The organism is Actinomadura sp. 1N219 (assembly GCF_044326405.1).
GTDB lineage: Bacteria > Actinomycetota > Actinomycetes > Streptosporangiales > Streptosporangiaceae > Spirillospora.
On record NZ_JBIRAY010000001.1, the window covers coordinates 1,584,653 to 1,600,522 of the forward strand.

At 72.5% G+C, this 15,870-nt stretch carries 19 protein-coding genes; 17 read left to right on the plus strand and 2 right to left on the minus strand.

Annotated elements, in window-relative coordinates; genetic code table 11:
- Positions 1 to 129 precede the first annotated feature (129 nt).
- From ACH35V_RS07325 to ACH35V_RS07405, 17 genes are all read left to right on the plus strand, one after another.
- A complete protein-coding gene (locus ACH35V_RS07325) occupies positions 130 to 759 on the plus strand; it encodes a DUF6286 domain-containing protein (protein ID WP_395970832.1) in 630 nt (209 codons plus the stop codon).
- 1 nt (position 760) lies between these two features.
- On the plus strand, positions 761 to 1,294 hold the full coding sequence (locus ACH35V_RS07330) for a hypothetical protein (RefSeq protein WP_395970833.1): 534 nt from the start codon (positions 761 to 763) through the stop codon (positions 1,292 to 1,294).
- Between the two features lie 545 nt (positions 1,295 to 1,839).
- On the plus strand, positions 1,840 to 3,441 hold the full coding sequence (locus ACH35V_RS07335; protein WP_395970834.1) for an ATP-binding protein: 1,602 nt from the start codon (positions 1,840 to 1,842) through the stop codon (positions 3,439 to 3,441).
- Positions 3,438 to 4,109 carry a response regulator gene (locus tag ACH35V_RS07340; protein WP_131964924.1) on the plus strand — a complete coding sequence of 224 codons (672 nt, stop codon included), beginning with the start codon at positions 3,438 to 3,440 and terminating at the stop codon, positions 4,107 to 4,109. The genes ACH35V_RS07335 and ACH35V_RS07340 overlap by 4 nt, the downstream gene beginning before the upstream one ends.
- Before the next feature lie 47 nt (positions 4,110 to 4,156).
- Positions 4,157 to 4,381 carry a hypothetical protein gene (locus tag ACH35V_RS07345; RefSeq protein ID WP_395970835.1) on the plus strand — a complete coding sequence of 75 codons (225 nt, stop codon included), beginning with the start codon at positions 4,157 to 4,159 and terminating at the stop codon, positions 4,379 to 4,381.
- 147 nt (positions 4,382 to 4,528) lie between these two features.
- Complete coding sequence (locus tag ACH35V_RS07350; RefSeq protein ID WP_395970836.1) at positions 4,529 to 5,008, plus strand: Asp23/Gls24 family envelope stress response protein; 480 nt, start codon at positions 4,529 to 4,531, stop codon at positions 5,006 to 5,008.
- Positions 5,005 to 5,325, plus strand: coding sequence for a hypothetical protein (locus tag ACH35V_RS07355; protein WP_395970837.1), 321 nt, complete (start codon positions 5,005 to 5,007; stop codon positions 5,323 to 5,325). The genes ACH35V_RS07350 and ACH35V_RS07355 overlap by 4 nt, the downstream gene beginning before the upstream one ends.
- 21 nt (positions 5,326 to 5,346) lie before the next feature.
- On the plus strand, positions 5,347 to 5,550 hold the full coding sequence (locus ACH35V_RS07360) for a hypothetical protein (protein ID WP_395970838.1): 204 nt from the start codon (positions 5,347 to 5,349) through the stop codon (positions 5,548 to 5,550).
- Positions 5,547 to 5,939 carry an Asp23/Gls24 family envelope stress response protein gene (locus ACH35V_RS07365; protein WP_395970839.1) on the plus strand — a complete coding sequence of 131 codons (393 nt, stop codon included), beginning with the start codon at positions 5,547 to 5,549 and terminating at the stop codon, positions 5,937 to 5,939. Before ACH35V_RS07360 ends, ACH35V_RS07365 begins: the two co-directional genes overlap by 4 nt.
- A complete protein-coding gene (locus ACH35V_RS07370) occupies positions 5,936 to 6,544 on the plus strand; it encodes a DUF6286 domain-containing protein (RefSeq protein WP_395970840.1) in 609 nt (202 codons plus the stop codon). Before ACH35V_RS07365 ends, ACH35V_RS07370 begins: the two co-directional genes overlap by 4 nt.
- Positions 6,544 to 7,122 carry an alkaline shock response membrane anchor protein AmaP gene (locus ACH35V_RS07375; RefSeq protein WP_395970841.1) on the plus strand — a complete coding sequence of 193 codons (579 nt, stop codon included), beginning with the start codon at positions 6,544 to 6,546 and terminating at the stop codon, positions 7,120 to 7,122. The genes ACH35V_RS07370 and ACH35V_RS07375 overlap by 1 nt, the downstream gene beginning before the upstream one ends.
- 347 nt (positions 7,123 to 7,469) lie before the next feature.
- On the plus strand, positions 7,470 to 8,633 hold the full coding sequence (locus tag ACH35V_RS07380) for a thiolase family protein (protein ID WP_395970842.1): 1,164 nt from the start codon (positions 7,470 to 7,472) through the stop codon (positions 8,631 to 8,633).
- Positions 8,634 to 8,652: 19 nt separating this feature from the next.
- Positions 8,653 to 9,099 carry a winged helix-turn-helix transcriptional regulator gene (locus tag ACH35V_RS07385; RefSeq protein ID WP_395970843.1) on the plus strand — a complete coding sequence of 149 codons (447 nt, stop codon included), beginning with the start codon at positions 8,653 to 8,655 and terminating at the stop codon, positions 9,097 to 9,099.
- A gap of 352 nt (positions 9,100 to 9,451) precedes the next feature.
- The gene (locus tag ACH35V_RS07390) at positions 9,452 to 10,093 is read left to right on the plus strand and encodes a hypothetical protein (RefSeq protein WP_395970844.1); all 642 of its coding nucleotides are present in this window, start codon (positions 9,452 to 9,454) and stop codon (positions 10,091 to 10,093) included.
- Positions 10,090 to 10,959 (plus strand): DUF692 domain-containing protein, encoded by an 870-nt coding sequence (locus ACH35V_RS07395; protein WP_395970845.1) that lies wholly within the window; start codon positions 10,090 to 10,092, stop codon positions 10,957 to 10,959. Before ACH35V_RS07390 ends, ACH35V_RS07395 begins: the two co-directional genes overlap by 4 nt.
- Entirely contained in the window at positions 10,952 to 11,797 is an 846-nt protein-coding gene (locus tag ACH35V_RS07400; RefSeq protein WP_395970846.1) for a putative DNA-binding domain-containing protein, read from the plus strand. The genes ACH35V_RS07395 and ACH35V_RS07400 overlap by 8 nt, the downstream gene beginning before the upstream one ends.
- A complete protein-coding gene (locus tag ACH35V_RS07405; RefSeq protein WP_395970847.1) occupies positions 11,794 to 13,158 on the plus strand; it encodes a ferritin-like protein in 1,365 nt (454 codons plus the stop codon). Before ACH35V_RS07400 ends, ACH35V_RS07405 begins: the two co-directional genes overlap by 4 nt.
- Before the next feature lie 24 nt (positions 13,159 to 13,182).
- Here the strand turns inward: ACH35V_RS07405 and ACH35V_RS07410 are convergent, their stop codons facing one another.
- Together ACH35V_RS07410 and glyA are read right to left on the minus strand one after the other, a co-directional pair.
- On the minus strand, positions 13,183 to 14,556 hold the full coding sequence (locus ACH35V_RS07410; protein ID WP_395970848.1) for an L-serine ammonia-lyase: 1,374 nt from the start codon (positions 14,554 to 14,556) through the stop codon (positions 13,183 to 13,185).
- A 56-nt stretch (positions 14,557 to 14,612) separates the two neighbouring features.
- Positions 14,613 to 15,869 (minus strand): serine hydroxymethyltransferase, encoded by a 1,257-nt coding sequence (glyA, locus tag ACH35V_RS07415; protein ID WP_395970849.1) that lies wholly within the window; start codon positions 15,867 to 15,869, stop codon positions 14,613 to 14,615.
- Between the last annotated feature and the right edge of the window lies 1 nt (position 15,870).

Here is a 15,870-nt window from a genome sequence, read left to right on the forward strand (position 1 = left end):
GCCACCCCCTGCCAGTGGCTGACCTGCGCTTTCGTCCGGACGGTGTCGGCATGGCGTGTTTCACTCCACGTGGCGATGCCTCACCATGGGTGACGATGTCGGACGTGCCGATGGCTCACGGGGGTGGCCATGACCGAGACCCTGGTCCAGCATTCAGCTGACAAGGACGTGATCGAGGAGGCGCGGAACGAGCGGCGGGCGCGGCGGCTGGCCGTCCGCGAGTTCCGGCCCCGGCGCGCGCTCGCCGGGTTCGCGGCCGCGCTGCTGGTCACCGCCGTCGGCGGGGTCGCCGCGATCGAGCTGCTGGCGGCGGTGCTCGGGTCCGGCGTCCACCCGGTGCCGGGCGTCGCCGAGGCCGCGGACGCGCTGCGCGGGCGCACCTGGAACGACCAGGACGTCCGGATCGCTGCCGCCGGGGTCGCCGTCCTCGGGCTGGCGTTCCTGCTGGCCGCGCTGCCCGGACGCCTCCGCGGCATGCCGCTGGCCGGGTCCGACCCGCGGCTGGCGGGCGTCCTCGGACGCGCCGCCCTGCGCCGCACGCTGGCGGACGCGGCGCTCGGCGTCCACGGCATCGAGCGCGCCCGCGTCCGCCGCCGGGGCCTGTTCCGCAGGCGGTTCGTCGTCCGGGCGGCCACCCACTACCGCAACCCGGCGAACCTCGCCGAGCTGGTCGGGAAGGCCGTCGACGAGCGCCTCGACCGCATCGAGCCGATGCGCCGCCCGGACGTCGACGTCCGGCTCGGCTGGCGGAAGGACTGACATGCGGATCGCGATCGCGGCGACCGGGACGGCGCTGCTGCTCTGCGGAGGCGCGGCCCTCGCCGCCGGGCTCGGCGCGTTCGACGCGCTCCTCGCCGTGTCCGGCAGGCCGCTGCTCGACCCCGCCCTCCTGCGGTTCGCCGACGGCAGCGGCTGGTTCCTGCCCGTCGCCGCGGGCGTCGCGGAGATCGTGGCGCTCGCCGGTCAGCTGTGGCTGGTCTTCCAGTGCCGGGCGCTCGTCCACCGGTGGTGGCCGGACCTGGACGCGCAGACCCGCGCCGCCGCCCGCACCGCGGCCGACGAGCTGAACCGGGACGCGCGGGAGCTGCCCGGCGTCCAGGACACCCGCGTCCGGCTCACCGGCACGGCCACCCGGCCGCGGCTCCGCATGCGGGTCGCCTTCGCGGGCGACGCCCTCGTCGGCGAGGTGTACGGCGAGCTGGGCGCGGGCCCGGTCGAGCGGTACCGGCAGGCGGTCGGCATGCCGGACCTGCCGGTGGTGATCCGCTTCCGTCCCGCCTCGAAACGCGGGTGAAGGGGCCGCCCGGTGTCAGGAGCGGGGTGACTCTGACACCGGGCGGCTGCGCGCGGGCCCGGACGCCTGATAACGCGGTGTGCGCCCCTCCGGCGAGGGCGTCTGCGAAGCCCGGTGGTACGGCGCGCGCGCCGGGCCCCTTGCGGCGCGACGCGCGCGCCGAGCTTTCCGGCGTGACGGCCGTTTCCGTGTCGCACTTGTTTCTGTGTCGCACTCGCCCGGGCCGGCCTCGGCCATCCCGGCGTACGGCGCGTACTACGACGCGTGATGCCCCAGGCTGTGAGGCAAGGAGCGGCGCCCGTCCGGATCCGCTATTGCGGGGGCTGCGGATCCTGGACGGGCGCCCGCGCCTTGGCAGGCGTCCATGCGCCGGGCGGAGCGGGCGCATGCACACGGCGGACGCCTGCGCGAAAACGGGCTCGCAGGTTTGGAGCATGGGACGTCAGGGGCGGAGATCTGTGCACCCGTGACTATGCGCCGTCCGGTAACGATGGTCACGCTTGTGTACATTTCGTTCACGGCGTGGAGCGACGAAAGGTGCGACAGTGCGGCGTCCCGCATGGACGGTGCCCGGCCGCTGGAGCCTGGCGCGGCAGCTGCTCGTGCTGCAGGCCGCGATCGTCGGCCTGCTGGTCGTCGCCGGCGCGACCATCGCCTACCTGGACGCCGAGCGCCACGCCGACGAGGCCGCGAGGCAGACGGTGCAGGCGGTCGCGAAGGCCATCGCGGATGCCCGGGACATCCCGGCCGCGCTCGCCACCCCGGACCCGAGCAGGCTCCTGCAGCCGTACGCCGAGCGCATCCGCCGCGACACCGGTGTCGACTTCATCACGATCATGAGCCCGGCGGGGATCCGGTACACCCACCCGAACCCGGCCCGGATCGGCGGGCACTTCGTCGGCAACACCGCGCCCGCGCTCGCCGGACGGACGTTCACCGAGACCTACACCGGCACGCTCGGCCCGTCCGTCCGCGCCGTCACGCCCGTGCTCGACGGGAACCGCCGCGTCGTGGCGCTCGTCTCGGTCGGCATCACCGTCCGCGTGATCTCGGCGGAGCTGCGGCAGCGGCTCCTCTACGTCGTCGCCGTCGCCGGGGCCGTCCTCGCCGCCGGGCTCGGCTGCAGCTACCTGGTGTCCGCGCGGCTCCGCCGGCAGACCCGCGGCGCCGCGCCCGGCGAGCTGCGCGAGATGTTCGAGTACTACCAGGCGATCCTGCACGCCGTCCGCGAGGGCCTGCTCCTCCTGGACCGGGCGGGACGCATCGTCCTCTGCAACGACGCCGCCCGCGACCTGCTCGGCCTCACCGACGCCTCGCGCGGGCAGCCCGTCGCGAAACTCGGGCTGTCGGACGAGCTGGTCTCCACCTTCGTCTCCGCCAAGCCGCGGGCGGACGAGATCCATGTCAGCGACACCCGCGTCCTCGTCGTGAACACCTCGCCGGTCCGGTCGCACGACCGCGCGATGGGCAACGTGGTCACCCTCCGCGACCACACCGAGCTGATGGGGCTGACCGGCGAGCTCGACACCGTCCGCGGCTTCGCCGAGTCGCTGCGGTCCCAGGCCCACGAGGCCGCGAACCGGCTGCACACGGTGGTGTCGCTGGTGGAGCTCGGCCGTCCCGACGACGCCGTCGAGTTCGCCACCGCCGAGCTCGCGACCGCGCAGCGGCTCACCGACCGGGTCGTCGGCTCGGCGACCGAGCCGGTGCTGGTCGCGCTGCTGCTCGGCAAGTCGGCGGAGGCGGGGGAGCGCGGCGTCGAGCTCGTCGTCACCGACGACACCACCATCGAGGGGCTGGTGGAGCCCCGCGACCTCGTCACCATCCTCGGCAACCTCATCGACAACGCCGTCGACGCCGCGCTCGCGGGCGCCGGCACCCGCCCGCCGCGCGTGGTCGTCAGCGCACGGCGGGACGGCGGCGAACTCGTCCTGCAGGTCGCGGACAGCGGGCGCGGCGTCGACCCGTCCGCCGTGCCGGAGATGTTCCGGCGCGGCTGGACGACCAAGACGTCCGGCGGCCCCGTCGGCCACGGGCTCGGCCTCGCCCTGGTCGGGCAGGCCGTCCGGCGGCACCGCGGCGACATCCACGTCGGCCACGACGGCGGCGCCATCTTCACCGTCCGACTTCCCCTGGAGTCCCGATGATCAGAGTGCTCGTCGTCGAGGACGACCCCGTCGCCGCGGAGGCGCACCGCTCCTACGTCGAGCGCGTCGCCGGGTTCAGCGTCGCCGGCGTCGTCCATTCCGGCGCGGACGCCCTCCGCTTCTGCGAGCGGACGCCCGTCGACGTCGTCCTGCTCGACTTCTACCTGCCCGACACCCACGGCCTCAAGGTGTGCCGCGCGCTGCGCGCCGGCGGCAGCGACGTGGACGTCATCGCCGTCACCTCCGCGCGGGACCTCGCCGTGATCCGCTCCGCGGTGTCGGTCGGCGTCGTCCAGTACCTGCTCAAGCCGTTCACGTTCGCGTCCCTGCGCGACAAGCTCGTCGGGTACGCGCGGTTCCGGGAGCAGGCCGTCGGCACCGGCGAGGTCAGCGGCCAGGCCGACGTGGACGGCATGCTCGCCACCCTCCGCAGCCCCGGCCACCGCTCGCTGCCGAAGGGCATGAGCCGCGAGACGCTCCAGGCCGTCACCGAGGTGCTGGCCGGCGCCGCCGACGGGCTGTCCGCCGCCGCGGCCGCCGACCTCACCGGCGTGTCCCGCGTGACCGCCCGCCGCTACCTCGAATACCTCGCGGAGAACGGCCTGGCCCGCCGCCGGCCCCACTATGGTCAGGTGGGCCGCCCGGAAGTGCGCTTCTATCCGGGGTAGACGGGGTACGCATGGGACGACGGTGAAACGACATCGGGGGAGTCGTCGTGAACGAGAAGCCGGAGAAGGCAGAGTCCGAGACGACCGGGCAGGACCGCGAGAAGCGCCCGCCCGCCAAGGACAAGCCCCAGCCCCAGCCGAAGAAGAAGCCCGGCGACGCCGCCCGCAAGATGCGCGAGATGTTCAAGGGCCAGCCCCCTGCCGCCTCCGGCCGGCCCCCGGCCGCCCCCGGCCGCTCGGCCGCCGGTCCCGGTGCGGGGCCCGGCGGGTAAACCGGCGTTGACCTGCTCTTTCTCCGAAACGGCGGTTCGCTGCCGTGGGCGTGAGCATGAACCGGACGTCAGCCGACGCGTGGGAGACCTCGTGAGCGGGAGCGAACCGGGGACGTGGAGGGCCGGCCCTCCGCAAGGAGCCGAATCATGAGCCAGGACGACGGGCCGGGCACCGGCAGGGGCGGTGTCGGGACGATGCGCAAGCGGGGCGCCGACGGCGGCTCCAGCGAACTCGTCACCTCCGGCGGCCGTACCAGGATCGCCGACGCCGTCGTCGCCAAGGTCGCGACGATGGCCGCCAAGCAGGTCGGCGGCGTCCACGAGATGGGCGCCGGCATGTCCCGCACGATCGGCTCGGTGAAGGAGCGGCTGCCGGGCATGGCGTCCGACGCGACCCAGGGCGTGGACGTGCAGGTCGGCGAGCGCCAGGCCGCCGTCGACATCGACCTCGTCGTGGAGTACGGGCTGTCCATCCCCGACCTCGCGGGCGCGGTGCGCGACAACGTCATCTCCGAGGTCGAGCACATGTGCGGGCTGGAGGTCGTCGAGGTGAACATCACCGTGGACGACGTCCACGTCGCGGGCGAGGAGCCGGAGGAGCGGGACGAGGAGCCCCGCGTCCGATGATCGCCTGGACGGACACGGTGCACGCGCCCTCCGACCGGGAACCCCGCACCGACCTGGCGGACCAGGTCGCCGAGGCGGCCCTGGCCTGCCCGGACGTGCGGACCCTGACGGCCGGGCCGCACGTCCGCATCGCGACCTACCGCGCGGGCCTCCCGCTGGCGGGCGTCGCGGTGCGCGACGACGAGATCGAGATCGGCGTGGTCGCCGGCTACGGGCGGCCGCTCCCCGACATCGCCGAGGACGTCCGCCGCCGGGTCCGCCCGCTGGCGGGCCGCCGGAAGATCGACGTGCTGATCGCGGACCTGGCCGATGGGTGACGGCCCGAGAGGGAGATCCGGATGGACGTGAGACCGCTGTGGCCCCTGGTCGGGCTGTCCTTCGGCGCGGCGCTCGGATTCGCGGGCGCGTTCGGCGGGTTCGGCGCGTTCTTCATCGTCCTGTTCCTGGGCGCGCTCGGCTTCCTCGCGGGCCGCGCCGTCGAGGGCGACCTGGACCTCAAGCAGCTCTTCACGTCCATGAACACGGGCCGGCGCTCCCGATGACCGGTACCGACCCGATGACCGGCACCGAGCACGAGGCCGCGGCCCCGCCGCGGGGGCGGACGGTCATCCGTGACCGGGTGGTGGCGCGGATCGTGGCCAAGGCGGCGGAGGAGATCGACGAGTCCGGCGGGCTCGGCCGGACGGTCCTGCGGGTGCCGGTGCCCGGACGCGGCCCGGCGCGCACCGAGGTGCGGGTGAACGGGGACATCGTCACCGCCCGTGTGGCGATGTCGGTGACCTACCCGATGCCGGTGCGCGAGGTCGCGCGGCAGGTGCGGGAGAGCGTGCGGGGGCGGGTGGCGGAGCTGACGGGCTTCACCGTCCGGCAGGTGGACATCGACGTGGCCGAACTGGAGCATCCCGTCCCGGGCGAGAGGACCGTGCTGTGACCACGCAGGCGGGTGCGCGTCCCGCGACGGTGCGGCGTGCGCCCGTGGACGAGCCGCGGAAGGCCGACCGTGCGGCCAAGCACGCGTTCCGCTCGCGCCGGGTGCGGCCCGCGATGCTGTTCGCGCTGCTGCTGACGGCCGCCGGGGCGCTCACGGCGATCGAGGTGATCTCGGCGCTGTTCGACCGTCCGGCGCGCGTGTTCCCGTACGACTGGGCGAAGGACGCGGCGTGGGACGACTGGTACGCGCTCGCGATCTTCGGCGCCCTCGCGCTGGCCGGTCTGCTGTGCCTCCTGGCCGCGCTGCTGCCCGGCAAGTCGCGGATCGTCCCGCTGCACGGCCGGGATCCCAGCGTGATGATGGGGGTGAGCCGGCGCGGGCTGAAGGGCGCCGTCGCCGCGGCCGCTGAGGACGCGCCAGGCGTGTCGCGGGTGCGCCGGGTACGGCTGCGCCGCCGCCGGGTGAAGGTCGTCGCGGAGACGCCCGTGCACGAGCCCGAGGGGCTGGACGAGGGCGTCGCGGACGCCGTCCGTGAACGGCTCGACCGGCTCGAGCCGCTGCCCGCCCGGCGGGTCTCGGTGCGGATGAAGAAGGGGGACCGGTGATGGACCGGCGTCCCGCGCACCTCAACCGCACCGGGCTGACGCTGCTCGGCGCCGTCCTGGCCGCGGCCGGGGGCGCGGGCCTCGCCCGTGGCCTGGGCGCCTTCGGGGACGGACGGGCCTCCGCGCCCGTGCTCTCCGGCGAGGTGCGCCGCTTCGCCGACGAGCGCGGCTGGTTCTGGCCCGCGCTCGCCGCTGCGGCGGTCGTCCTGGCGCTGCTGGGGCTGGCGTGGCTGCTCGCGCAGGGGCGGTCCGGCAAGATGGCGGGCCTCGCGCTGGAGCCGGACGCCGACGCGGGCGGGACGCGGCTGTCGGCGAAGGCCGTCACGGGCGCGATCGAGGACGAGATCGGGGAGTACCCGGGCGTGCGGAAGGCGCGGGCCCGGCTGATCGGCTCGTCCAGGCGTCCCGAGCTGCGGCTGAACGTCGCGTACGGGCAGCGCGCGGACGCCGCCGAGCTGCGCCGGCGCATCGAGGAGGAGAGCGTGCCGCGGCTGTGCGCCGCGCTCGAACGCGACTCGGTGCCCACGGTGGTGCGGCTGCGCCTGGTGCGGAAGGAGCAGCCCCCGACCGTCGTCTGAGCCGCCAATCGTTACGGGCCTTTTGAAGTTGTTTGAGGGCCTATGGCGGCTTGCAGGGCTAATGTCCGAAGAGAACCTGACGTCGAGGCCATGAGGAGGCAGCGCTTGTCCGATCCTGCACTTCCGGGCGGCTCCGCCGAGGGGCGCTTCGACGTACGGAGGGAACAGACGGACCACAGCATGGGCCCCTCCCGCTGAGCGGCCCGATGACCCGGGGGTCGCGGCGATACGCCGCGGCCCCCGGGTTCGTCGTGTGAGCGGGGCCACCACCCTCGTGGGTTGTGTTTTCCAACTTACTGATCGGATACTGCGAGAGTGAGTTGGAAAAACAGACGGAGGTGGGGATCATGCGGGACGCGGTGATCGTGGAGGCGGTGCGCACGCCGCTCGGCAAGGGCAAGCCGAACGGGACGCTGCACGACGACCACCCCGCCGACCTCCTCGCGCGGACGCTCCAGAAGCTCGTCGAGCGCGCCGGCCTCGACCCCGCGCAGGTCGACGACGTCATCGGCGGCGTCGTCACCCAGGTGGGCGACCAGGCGCTCAACATCACCCGCACGGCCGTCCTCGCCGCCGGGTTCCCCGAGAGCGTCCCGGCCATGACGGTCGACCGGCAGTGCGGCTCGTCCCAGCAGGCTCTGCACATCGCCGCGCAGGGCGTGCAGAGCGGCGCGTACGACATCGCGATCGCGTGCGGCGTCGAGTCGATGTCCCGCGTTCCGATGGGATCGAGCGTCCTGCCCGGCAGCGACCCGTTCGGGCCGATGCTCGCCGAGCGCTACCCCGGCGGGCTCGTCGGCCAGGGCATCAGCGCCGAGCTGATCGCCGCCCGCTGGGACCTGCCGCGCGAGGACCTGGACGCCTACGCCCACGAGTCGCACCGCCGCGCCGCCGAGGCGTGGAAGAACGGCGAGTTCGACCGCGAGGTCGCCTGGCCGGGGCAGCGGGACGAGACCGTCCGTCCGGACACCTCGCCGGAGGTCCTCGCCGGGCTCAGGCCGGCCTACTACGACGAGCGGACGGCCGAGCGGTTCCCCGAGATCGGCTGGAAGATCACCGCCGGCAACGCCTCGCCGATCAACGACGGCGCCGCGGCCGTGCTCGTCATGGGCGCGGACGTCGCCGAACGCCTCGGCCTGCGCCCCCGCGCCCGCTTCCACGCGTTCGCCGTCACCGGCGACGACCCGCTGCTGATGCTCACCGCGATCATCCCGGCGACCGAGAAGGTCCTGAAGCGCGGCGGCCTCACGCTGGACGACGTCGACCTGTTCGAGGTGAACGAGGCGTTCGCCCCGGTCGTCCTCGCCTGGCAGCGCGAGACCGGCGCGGACCTGGCGCGCGTCAACGTCCGCGGCGGCGCGATCGCGATCGGCCACCCCCTCGGCGCCAGCGGCGCCCGCATCATGACGACGCTGCTGCACGCCCTCGAAGACCGGGGCGGACGGTTCGGCCTCCAGACCATGTGCGAGGCCGGCGGCCTGGCCAACGCCACCGTCATCGAGCGGCTCTGACGGCGGTTAGGCTGCCCGTATGCCGAAGGACGCCGCGCCGCGCGAGTGCTCCATCGCCGACACCCTGGACCTGGTCGGCGAGCGCTGGAGCCTGCTCGTCGTCCGCGAGCTGAGCTACGGGGTGCGGCGGTTCGACCAGATCGTCCGGAACACGGGCGCGTCCCGCGACATCCTCACGTCCCGGCTCCGCAAGCTGGAGGCGAACCGCATCGTCCGCCGCGAGCGCTACAGCGACCACCCGGCCCGCTACGAGTACCACCTGACGCGGGCCGGGGTGGAGCTGTGCGACGTCCTCCTCGTGCTGATGGCGTGGGGCGACCGGCACCTGCATCCGGACGATCCGCCCGTCCGCTGGCGGCATTCCTGCGGCCACACGGTCAGCCCCATGGTGATCTGCCGCCACTGCGGCGACGAGGCCCGCCGCGGCGCGCACTCACCGTCCGGCCGGGGCGTCCTGACCCCCTGAATCCAGCACCCTCAAAATGGTGCGCCGAGAATTGCCGACCGCGCCCATTCATGACCTATTCCCGCATACGACGACCTCTCGCACCTGAGTGGGCGGAGGGTTGGCTCGCACGCCGTGTTTCGGCTGCCGGTGGGGTCTTGTTGCTGGTCAAACGCATGCCTTCTTGAAGTGATCGTGTGGCTCGGCCATTAGCGGGTCAAGGGAAGAAGTGCGCGTTCTCCTGGACGTAATAAGTCGAGGCGTGCGGTTAGCGATCTTCGTTCCGGCAAGGGTGGATGAGGGTTCGCGGTGTTCATCGACATCGAGAGCCGAATTCGACATTGCCGCCGAATTCGCGGAAATCGGGGGAGCCATGGCAAGGGTGAAACGGGAGCACGACGGCCACGACGAGGCGGCGGACGCCGACGTGCTGTCCTCACAGGAGTACGCGGCCGAGTTCAGGGCGGACGCGAGCGGCGTCAGCTTCGGGGTGACGAGCTGCGGCGGCCCGGCCGAAGGGCTGGAACAGCACGTCTGCATGGGCCTGAACGCATGCAACGCCTTCGACGTCGACGGCGTGGCCCCGATGGCCGGAACCGGGAACTGCGCGACCGTGCGCCATGTCTGCCACGGCGAGGGGCAGTGCCGCGGGCAGGGCGGCTGCGGCTACGCCGGGAGCGACGAGCAGCAGTGGCGGCCCGGCGACCAGGCGTGCCGGTTCAACGGCAGCTGCGCCAGCCCGCTCAACGTCAGCCGCGTGTTCAGCTGCGGGCCGATGAAGGGCAAGAGCGTGTGGCTGCAGGCCAGGCGCATCATGGAGGACCGGATGTACCGGGCGGGGCTGGCCTACGGCCCGTCCCCGGCCGAGGGCATCCCCGACGACATGCTGCCCGAGTACGACATCGACGACGGCCACGACCTGCCGGACCCCCGCTCGAACGGGCACCGCAAGGCGAGCACCCGCAAGAGCACGACCGGGACGCGCCGGAAGGCCGCGTCCAGGAAGAAGCGATGACGCCGCCGAGCGCCGCGGAACGGCCGCTCGGATTCGGGCTGGGGCTGCGCGCGCCGCACATGGACCATGTGCGGCGCCGCTCGCCGGACGTCGGGTTCTTCGAGGTCATCTCGGAGAACTTCATGGACTGCGCGGGCGGACGCCGGCGCGCCCTGGACGCGATCGCCGACCGCTACCCGATCGTCCTGCACGGGGTCTCGCTGTCGATCGGCAGCACCGATCCGCTCGACTTCGGCTACCTGGCCCGCCTGCGCGACCTCGCCGACGCGGTCGGGGCCCGACTCGTGTCCGACCACGTCTGCTGGACGGGCGTGATGGGCCGCAACACCCATGACCTGCTGCCGCTGCCGTTCACGGAGGCGGCGCTGGCGCACGTGGCCGAACGGGTGCGTATCGTCCAGGACTTCCTGGGACGCAGGCTGGTGCTGGAGAACCCGAGCACGTACGTCGGGTTCACGGCGTCCACCATGACCGAGCAGGAGTTCATGTCCCGGCTCGCCGAGGACGCCGACTGCGGGCTGCTGCTGGACGTCAACAACGTCCACGTCTCGGCGGTCAACCACGACTTCGACCCGGTGGACTACCTCGACGCGATCCCGCTGGACCGGGTGGAGCAGATCCACCTGGCCGGGCACACCGACTACGGCACGCACATCATCGACACCCATGACGCCCCGGTCAGCGTCGAGGTCTGGGAGCTGTACCGCCGCGTCGCGGAACGCCGTCCCGACATCCCCACTCTCCTGGAGTGGGACGACAAGCTGCCGGGCTTCCCCGTCCTGGAGGCCGAACTCGGCAAGGCCCGGCACGTCGCCACCCGGGCCCGCCGGGAGACGATCCCGGCCGGAGGCCGCCACGATGGCTGAGCCGCCCGATCTCGCCGGGCTCCAGCGGTGGATGCAGGCCGCGATCCTGGACCCGGACGGCGATCTGGACGAGGCGTCCGGCGTGCTCACCGCGTCCGAGGCGCTGACCGCACCCCGGCGCCTGGCGATCTACTGGCGCGGCTACCGGCTCCGGTTGCTGGAGACGATGCGCGGCCTGCATCCCGGGCTGGTCCATCTGCTGGGCGAGGAGACGTTCGACCGCTTCGCGCTGGACTACCTCGACGCGCGTCCGCCCACCGCGTACTCGCTGTCCCGGCTGGACGAGGGTTTCGCGGGCCACCTGGCGGCGACCCGGCCCGACGACGCGCGGAGCCGGGAGGAATGGCCCGACCTGATCATCGACATGGCCCGGCTGGAGCGCGTCATCACCGAGGTCATCGAAGGCCCCGGCACCGAGGACGCCCCGCTCCCTGACCCGGACGACCTGCCGGCCCCCGCGGACCTGCCCGCCCTGCGCCCCGCGGTGGCGCCCTGCCTCCGCCTCCCGAGCCTGACCTTTCCCGTCCACGAGTACCTGGCGGCGGTCAGGCGAGGCGACGACCCTGCCCCTCCCCGGCCCCGTCCGGTGCGCCTGGCCGTCGCCCGCCGGGACTACAAGGTCACGATGCGGGAACTCGACCCCGCCGCTCACCGGGCCCTGCGAGCACTGGCCGGAGGCGCCACGGTCGGCACCGCCTTCGCGGACGCCGGAGAGACCCGCCCCGCCGCCCTCCTCCGCCGCTGGACCGAACTCGGCTTCTTCTCCCGCCTCCACGGACCCGACGTCCACGGGACCGGGAGCGGCATCGTCACATCCACCAGAAAGGGCGCACCATGACCACCAGGACGATCGGCACGAGAAGCCGCAAGACGGCCGCGAAGGCCCCGGCGAAGGCGGCCAGGGCCGAACCGATCCGGAGCGTCGATCCGGCGAGGGGCATCCAGAACGTGCAGGACCTGGCCGACCACCTGCACGTCGCCGCACAGGTGGAGCTGTCCACCATCCCGCTGTACCTGTACGCCGCCTACTCGATCAGGACCCGCGGGCACTCCCAGTGGGCGGCGCCGCGCGGCGTGCTGCGCTCGCTGATCGGGATCTCGATCGAGGAGATGCTGCACCTGGCGCTGGTCCGCAACCTGATGGTCGCGATCGGCTACGGCGACCAGATCACGTTCTACGACGAGGACTTCATCCCGTCCTACCCGAGCCTGATGATGCACCGCTTCAACCCCGACGACCCGGACGGCGAAGAGATCCTCCTCTCCCTCGACAAGCTGTCCAAGGATCAGGTGAGCACGTTCCGCAGAATCGAGATGCCGGACAAGGTGAAACCCGACGCGGTCACCTTCGAGGCGCATCCCGAGGACGTCGGGCAGTACAAGAGCCTGGGCGCGTTCTACCGCTCCATCCAGGACGGCTTCACCAGGCTGGACGGCAAGGGGGAGATCCGCTGGAGGCTCGAGGACGCGCGCAAGCAGTACAAGCGCGCCTTCTGGAACGAGTTCGGCAACGGGAAGCCGATCCGCGTCCACAACCTGGAGACCGCCCTCGCCGCGCTGAAGATCATCATCGAGCAGGGCGAGGGGACCATCAAGGACCACCAGCACATCAAGGTCAGGAGCGGCGTCGAGGACTACACCCACTACGAGAAGTTCCTGCGCATCCAGCGGGGCGAGGAGGGCATCGGCGCCGTCGACGGCGACAAGTACGAGATCAAGATCGACGACCCGAAGGCCACCTGGCCCGTCGTGTCCGACCCGCTGGTGTCCGACTTCGAGGACCAGCCGGGCATCCACAGCCTGATGACCCTGTTCAACGCCGCCTACTGCTACACCCTCTGCCTGCTGGACGAGGTGTACCGGCACTCCACCGACGACGTGAAGACGAGGAAGTACCCGGGCACCGACCGCGAGGAGTACTTCAGCCACCGGTACGGGCTCGAACGCAACGGCGTCGCGATCATGCAGGGCGTCCTGTATCCCATCGCCCAGGCGCTCGTCACGACCCCGATCCCCGCGGGCCCGTGGAAGGGGTACCACGCCGCGCCGTCGTTCGAGTTCTACGATTTCTCGAAAGAGCGGCGCATCACCAAGAAGCAGCAGCTCATCGACCTGTGCGACGAGGCGATCGACCACTTCCCGGCCCTCGGCGGCCCGGACGGGATCCAGCGCCAGATCAGCCTGCTCGCCGACATCTGACGTCCGGAACCCGCCCGGGGCCGGTCAGCATTCGATGACGTTGACGGCCAGGCCGCCCCGCGACGTCTCCTTGTACTTGTCGAGCATGTCGCGGCCGGTGTCGCGCATCGTCTTGATGGCCTTGTCGAGGGACACGAAGTGGCGGCCGTCGCCGCGGAGGGAGATGCGGGCGGCGCTGATGGCCTTGATGGCGCCGACGGCGTTGCGCTCGATGCAGGGCACCTGGACGAGGCCGCCGACGGGGTCGCAGGTGAGCCCGAGGTTGTGCTCGATGCCGATCTCGGCGGCGTTCTCGACCTGCTCGGGGGTGCCGCCGAGGACCTCGGTGAGCCCGGCGGCGGCCATCGAGCAGGCCGAGCCGACCTCGCCCTGGCAGCCGACCTCGGCGCCGGAGATGGACGCGTTCTGCTTGAACAGGACGCCGACCGCGCCGGCGGTGAGGAGGAAGCGGACGACGCCCTCGTCGTCGTGACCCGGGACGAAGCGGTCGTAGTAGTGCAGGACGGCCGGGACGATCCCGGCGGCGCCGTTGGTGGGGGCGGTGACGATGCGTCCGCCGGCGGCGTTCTCCTCGTTGACGGCGAGGGCGTAGAGGGTGACCCAGTCCATGGCGTGCAGCGGGTCGGAGGGCTTCTCGGCGGAGAGCTGCCGGTGCAGCTGGGGCGCGCGGCGGCGCACCTTGAGGCCGCCGGGGAGGAGGCCCTCGCGGGTGCAGCCCCGGTCGACGCACGCGCGCATGACCTGCCAGAGATCGAGGAGTTCCGCGCGGATCTCCTCGGGCGAGCGGCCGAACGCCTTCTCGTTCTCCAGCATCAGCGCGGAAATGGAGAGGCCGGTCTGGTGGCAGCGTTCAAGGAGTTCGGCCGCCGTGTCGAAGGGGTGCGGCAGGACGGTGTCGTCGGGCTTGATGCGGTCGGCGCCGGTGGCGTTCTCGTCCAGGATGAAGCCGCCGCCGACCGAGTAGTACACCTTGGAGCGCAGTTCGTTGCCCGAGTCGTCGCGGGCCGTGAAGCGCATTCCGTTGGGGTGGCCGGGGAGCGATTCCTTGCGCTCGAAGACGAGGTGCTCGTTGACGGCGAAGGGGACGTCGTGGTCGTTGAAGAGGTGGAGCGTTCCGCGGTCGCGGATCGCCTCCAGGCGCTCGTCGACCTTGTCCACGTCGACCAGTTCGGGCTTGTCGCCTTCGAGGCCGAGGATGACGGCCTTGTCGCTGCCGTGGCCCTTGCCGGTGAGGCCGAGCGAGCCGTAGAGGGTGGCGTGGACGGTCGCCGTCTTCTCCAGGAGGCCGTCCCGGTGCAGGCCGCGGGCGAAGCGGTGCGCGGCGGCCATCGGCCCGCCGGTATGGGACGACGAGGGTCCGATGCCGATCTTGAACAGGTCGAAAACGCTGATGGCCATTGCTGCCCCCTTAGGAGCCGCGCCCCCTCGCGGGTGTGCGAGGGGGCGCGGATACATCACAGGTCGGGATACAGGGGATGCTTGTCCGCCAGGGCCTTCGTCCGGGCGGACAGGGCGTCGCGGTCGTAGGACGGCTGCAGCGCCAGCGCGATGACGTCGGCGACGTCCGCGAAGTCGCCGGCGGTGAAGCCGCGGGTGGCGAGGGCGGGCGTGCCGATCCGCAGCCCGGACGTCACCATCGGCGGCCGCGGGTCGTTGGGCACGGCGTTGCGGTTGACGGTGATGCCGATCTCGTGCAGGCGGTCCTCGGCGTCCCGCCCGGTGAGGTCGGAGTCGACGAGGTCGACCAGCACGAGGTGGACGTCCGTCCCGCCGGTCAGGACCTTGACGCCGGCCTTCGCGGTGTCCTCGGCGAGCAGCCGGTCGGCGAGGAGCCGGGCGCCCTCGACGGTGAGCGCCTGCCGGGCCCGGAACTCCTCGGACGCGGCGATCTTGAGCGCAACGGCCTTGGCGGCGATCACATGCTCCAGCGGGCCGCCCTGCATGCCGGGGAACACCGCCGAGTTGATCTTCTTGCCGAACTCCTCGCGGGCGAGGATCAGCCCGCCGCGCGGGCCGCCGAGCGTCTTGTGCGTCGTGGTCGTGACGATGTCCGCGTACGGGACGGGCGACGGGTGCAGCCCCGCCGCGACGAGGCCCGCGAAGTGCGCCATGTCGACCATGAGCAGCGCGCCGACCGAGTCGGCGATCTCCCGGAAGGCCGCGAAGTCGAGCTGCCGCGGGTACGCCGACCAGCCCGCCACGATCATCTTCGGGCGCTGCTCGGCCGCGAGCGCGGCCACCTCGTCCATGTCGACGAGGCCGTCGTCCTCGCGGACGTGGTACGGCACCACGTTCAGGACCTTGCCGGAGTAGTTCAGCCGCATCCCGTGGGTGAGGTGCCCGCCGTGCGCGAGGTCGAGGCCGAGGATCGTGTCCCCGTGCTGCAGCAGCGCGAAGTACACCGCCGTGTTGGCCTGCGCCCCGCTGTGCGGCTGGACGTTCGCGTGCTCGGCGCCGAACAGCGCCTTCGCCCGGTCGATCGCGAGCTGCTCGGTGACGTCGACGAACTCGCAGCCGCCGTAGTAGCGCCGGCCGGGGTAGCCCTCTGCGTACTTGTTGGTCAGGACGGAGCCCTGCGCCTCCAGGACGGAGACCGGCGCGAAGTTCTCCGACGCGATCATCTCGAGAGTGGACTGCTGGCGCCGCAGCTCGGCGGCGACGGCCTCGGCGACCTCGGGGTCGGCCTCGGCGAGCGGGTCGTGCAGGCTCACC

Excerpts from the sequence above, each read along its gene's own strand:
- ACH35V_RS07375 (WP_395970841.1), top strand. The coding sequence starts at position 6,544 with ATGGACCGGCGTCCCGCGCACCTCAACCGCACCGGGCTGACGCTGCTC.
- ACH35V_RS07325 (WP_395970832.1), top strand. The coding sequence starts at position 130 with ATGACCGAGACCCTGGTCCAGCATTCAGCTGACAAGGACGTGATCGAG.
- ACH35V_RS07410 (WP_395970848.1), bottom strand. The coding sequence starts at position 14,556 with ATGGCCATCAGCGTTTTCGACCTGTTCAAGATCGGCATCGGACCCTCG.
- ACH35V_RS07390 (WP_395970844.1), top strand. The coding sequence starts at position 9,452 with ATGGCAAGGGTGAAACGGGAGCACGACGGCCACGACGAGGCGGCGGAC.
- ACH35V_RS07365 (WP_395970839.1), top strand. The coding sequence starts at position 5,547 with ATGACCGGTACCGACCCGATGACCGGCACCGAGCACGAGGCCGCGGCC.
- ACH35V_RS07330 (WP_395970833.1), top strand. The coding sequence starts at position 761 with ATGCGGATCGCGATCGCGGCGACCGGGACGGCGCTGCTGCTCTGCGGA.
- ACH35V_RS07350 (WP_395970836.1), top strand. The coding sequence starts at position 4,529 with ATGAGCCAGGACGACGGGCCGGGCACCGGCAGGGGCGGTGTCGGGACG.
- ACH35V_RS07355 (WP_395970837.1), top strand. The coding sequence starts at position 5,005 with ATGATCGCCTGGACGGACACGGTGCACGCGCCCTCCGACCGGGAACCC.
- ACH35V_RS07360 (WP_395970838.1), top strand. The coding sequence starts at position 5,347 with ATGGACGTGAGACCGCTGTGGCCCCTGGTCGGGCTGTCCTTCGGCGCG.
- ACH35V_RS07380 (WP_395970842.1), top strand. The coding sequence starts at position 7,470 with ATGCGGGACGCGGTGATCGTGGAGGCGGTGCGCACGCCGCTCGGCAAG.
- ACH35V_RS07400 (WP_395970846.1), top strand. The coding sequence starts at position 10,952 with ATGGCTGAGCCGCCCGATCTCGCCGGGCTCCAGCGGTGGATGCAGGCC.
- ACH35V_RS07405 (WP_395970847.1), top strand. The coding sequence starts at position 11,794 with ATGACCACCAGGACGATCGGCACGAGAAGCCGCAAGACGGCCGCGAAG.
- ACH35V_RS07340 (WP_131964924.1), top strand. The coding sequence starts at position 3,438 with ATGATCAGAGTGCTCGTCGTCGAGGACGACCCCGTCGCCGCGGAGGCG.
- ACH35V_RS07395 (WP_395970845.1), top strand. The coding sequence starts at position 10,090 with ATGACGCCGCCGAGCGCCGCGGAACGGCCGCTCGGATTCGGGCTGGGG.
- ACH35V_RS07385 (WP_395970843.1), top strand. The coding sequence starts at position 8,653 with ATGCCGAAGGACGCCGCGCCGCGCGAGTGCTCCATCGCCGACACCCTG.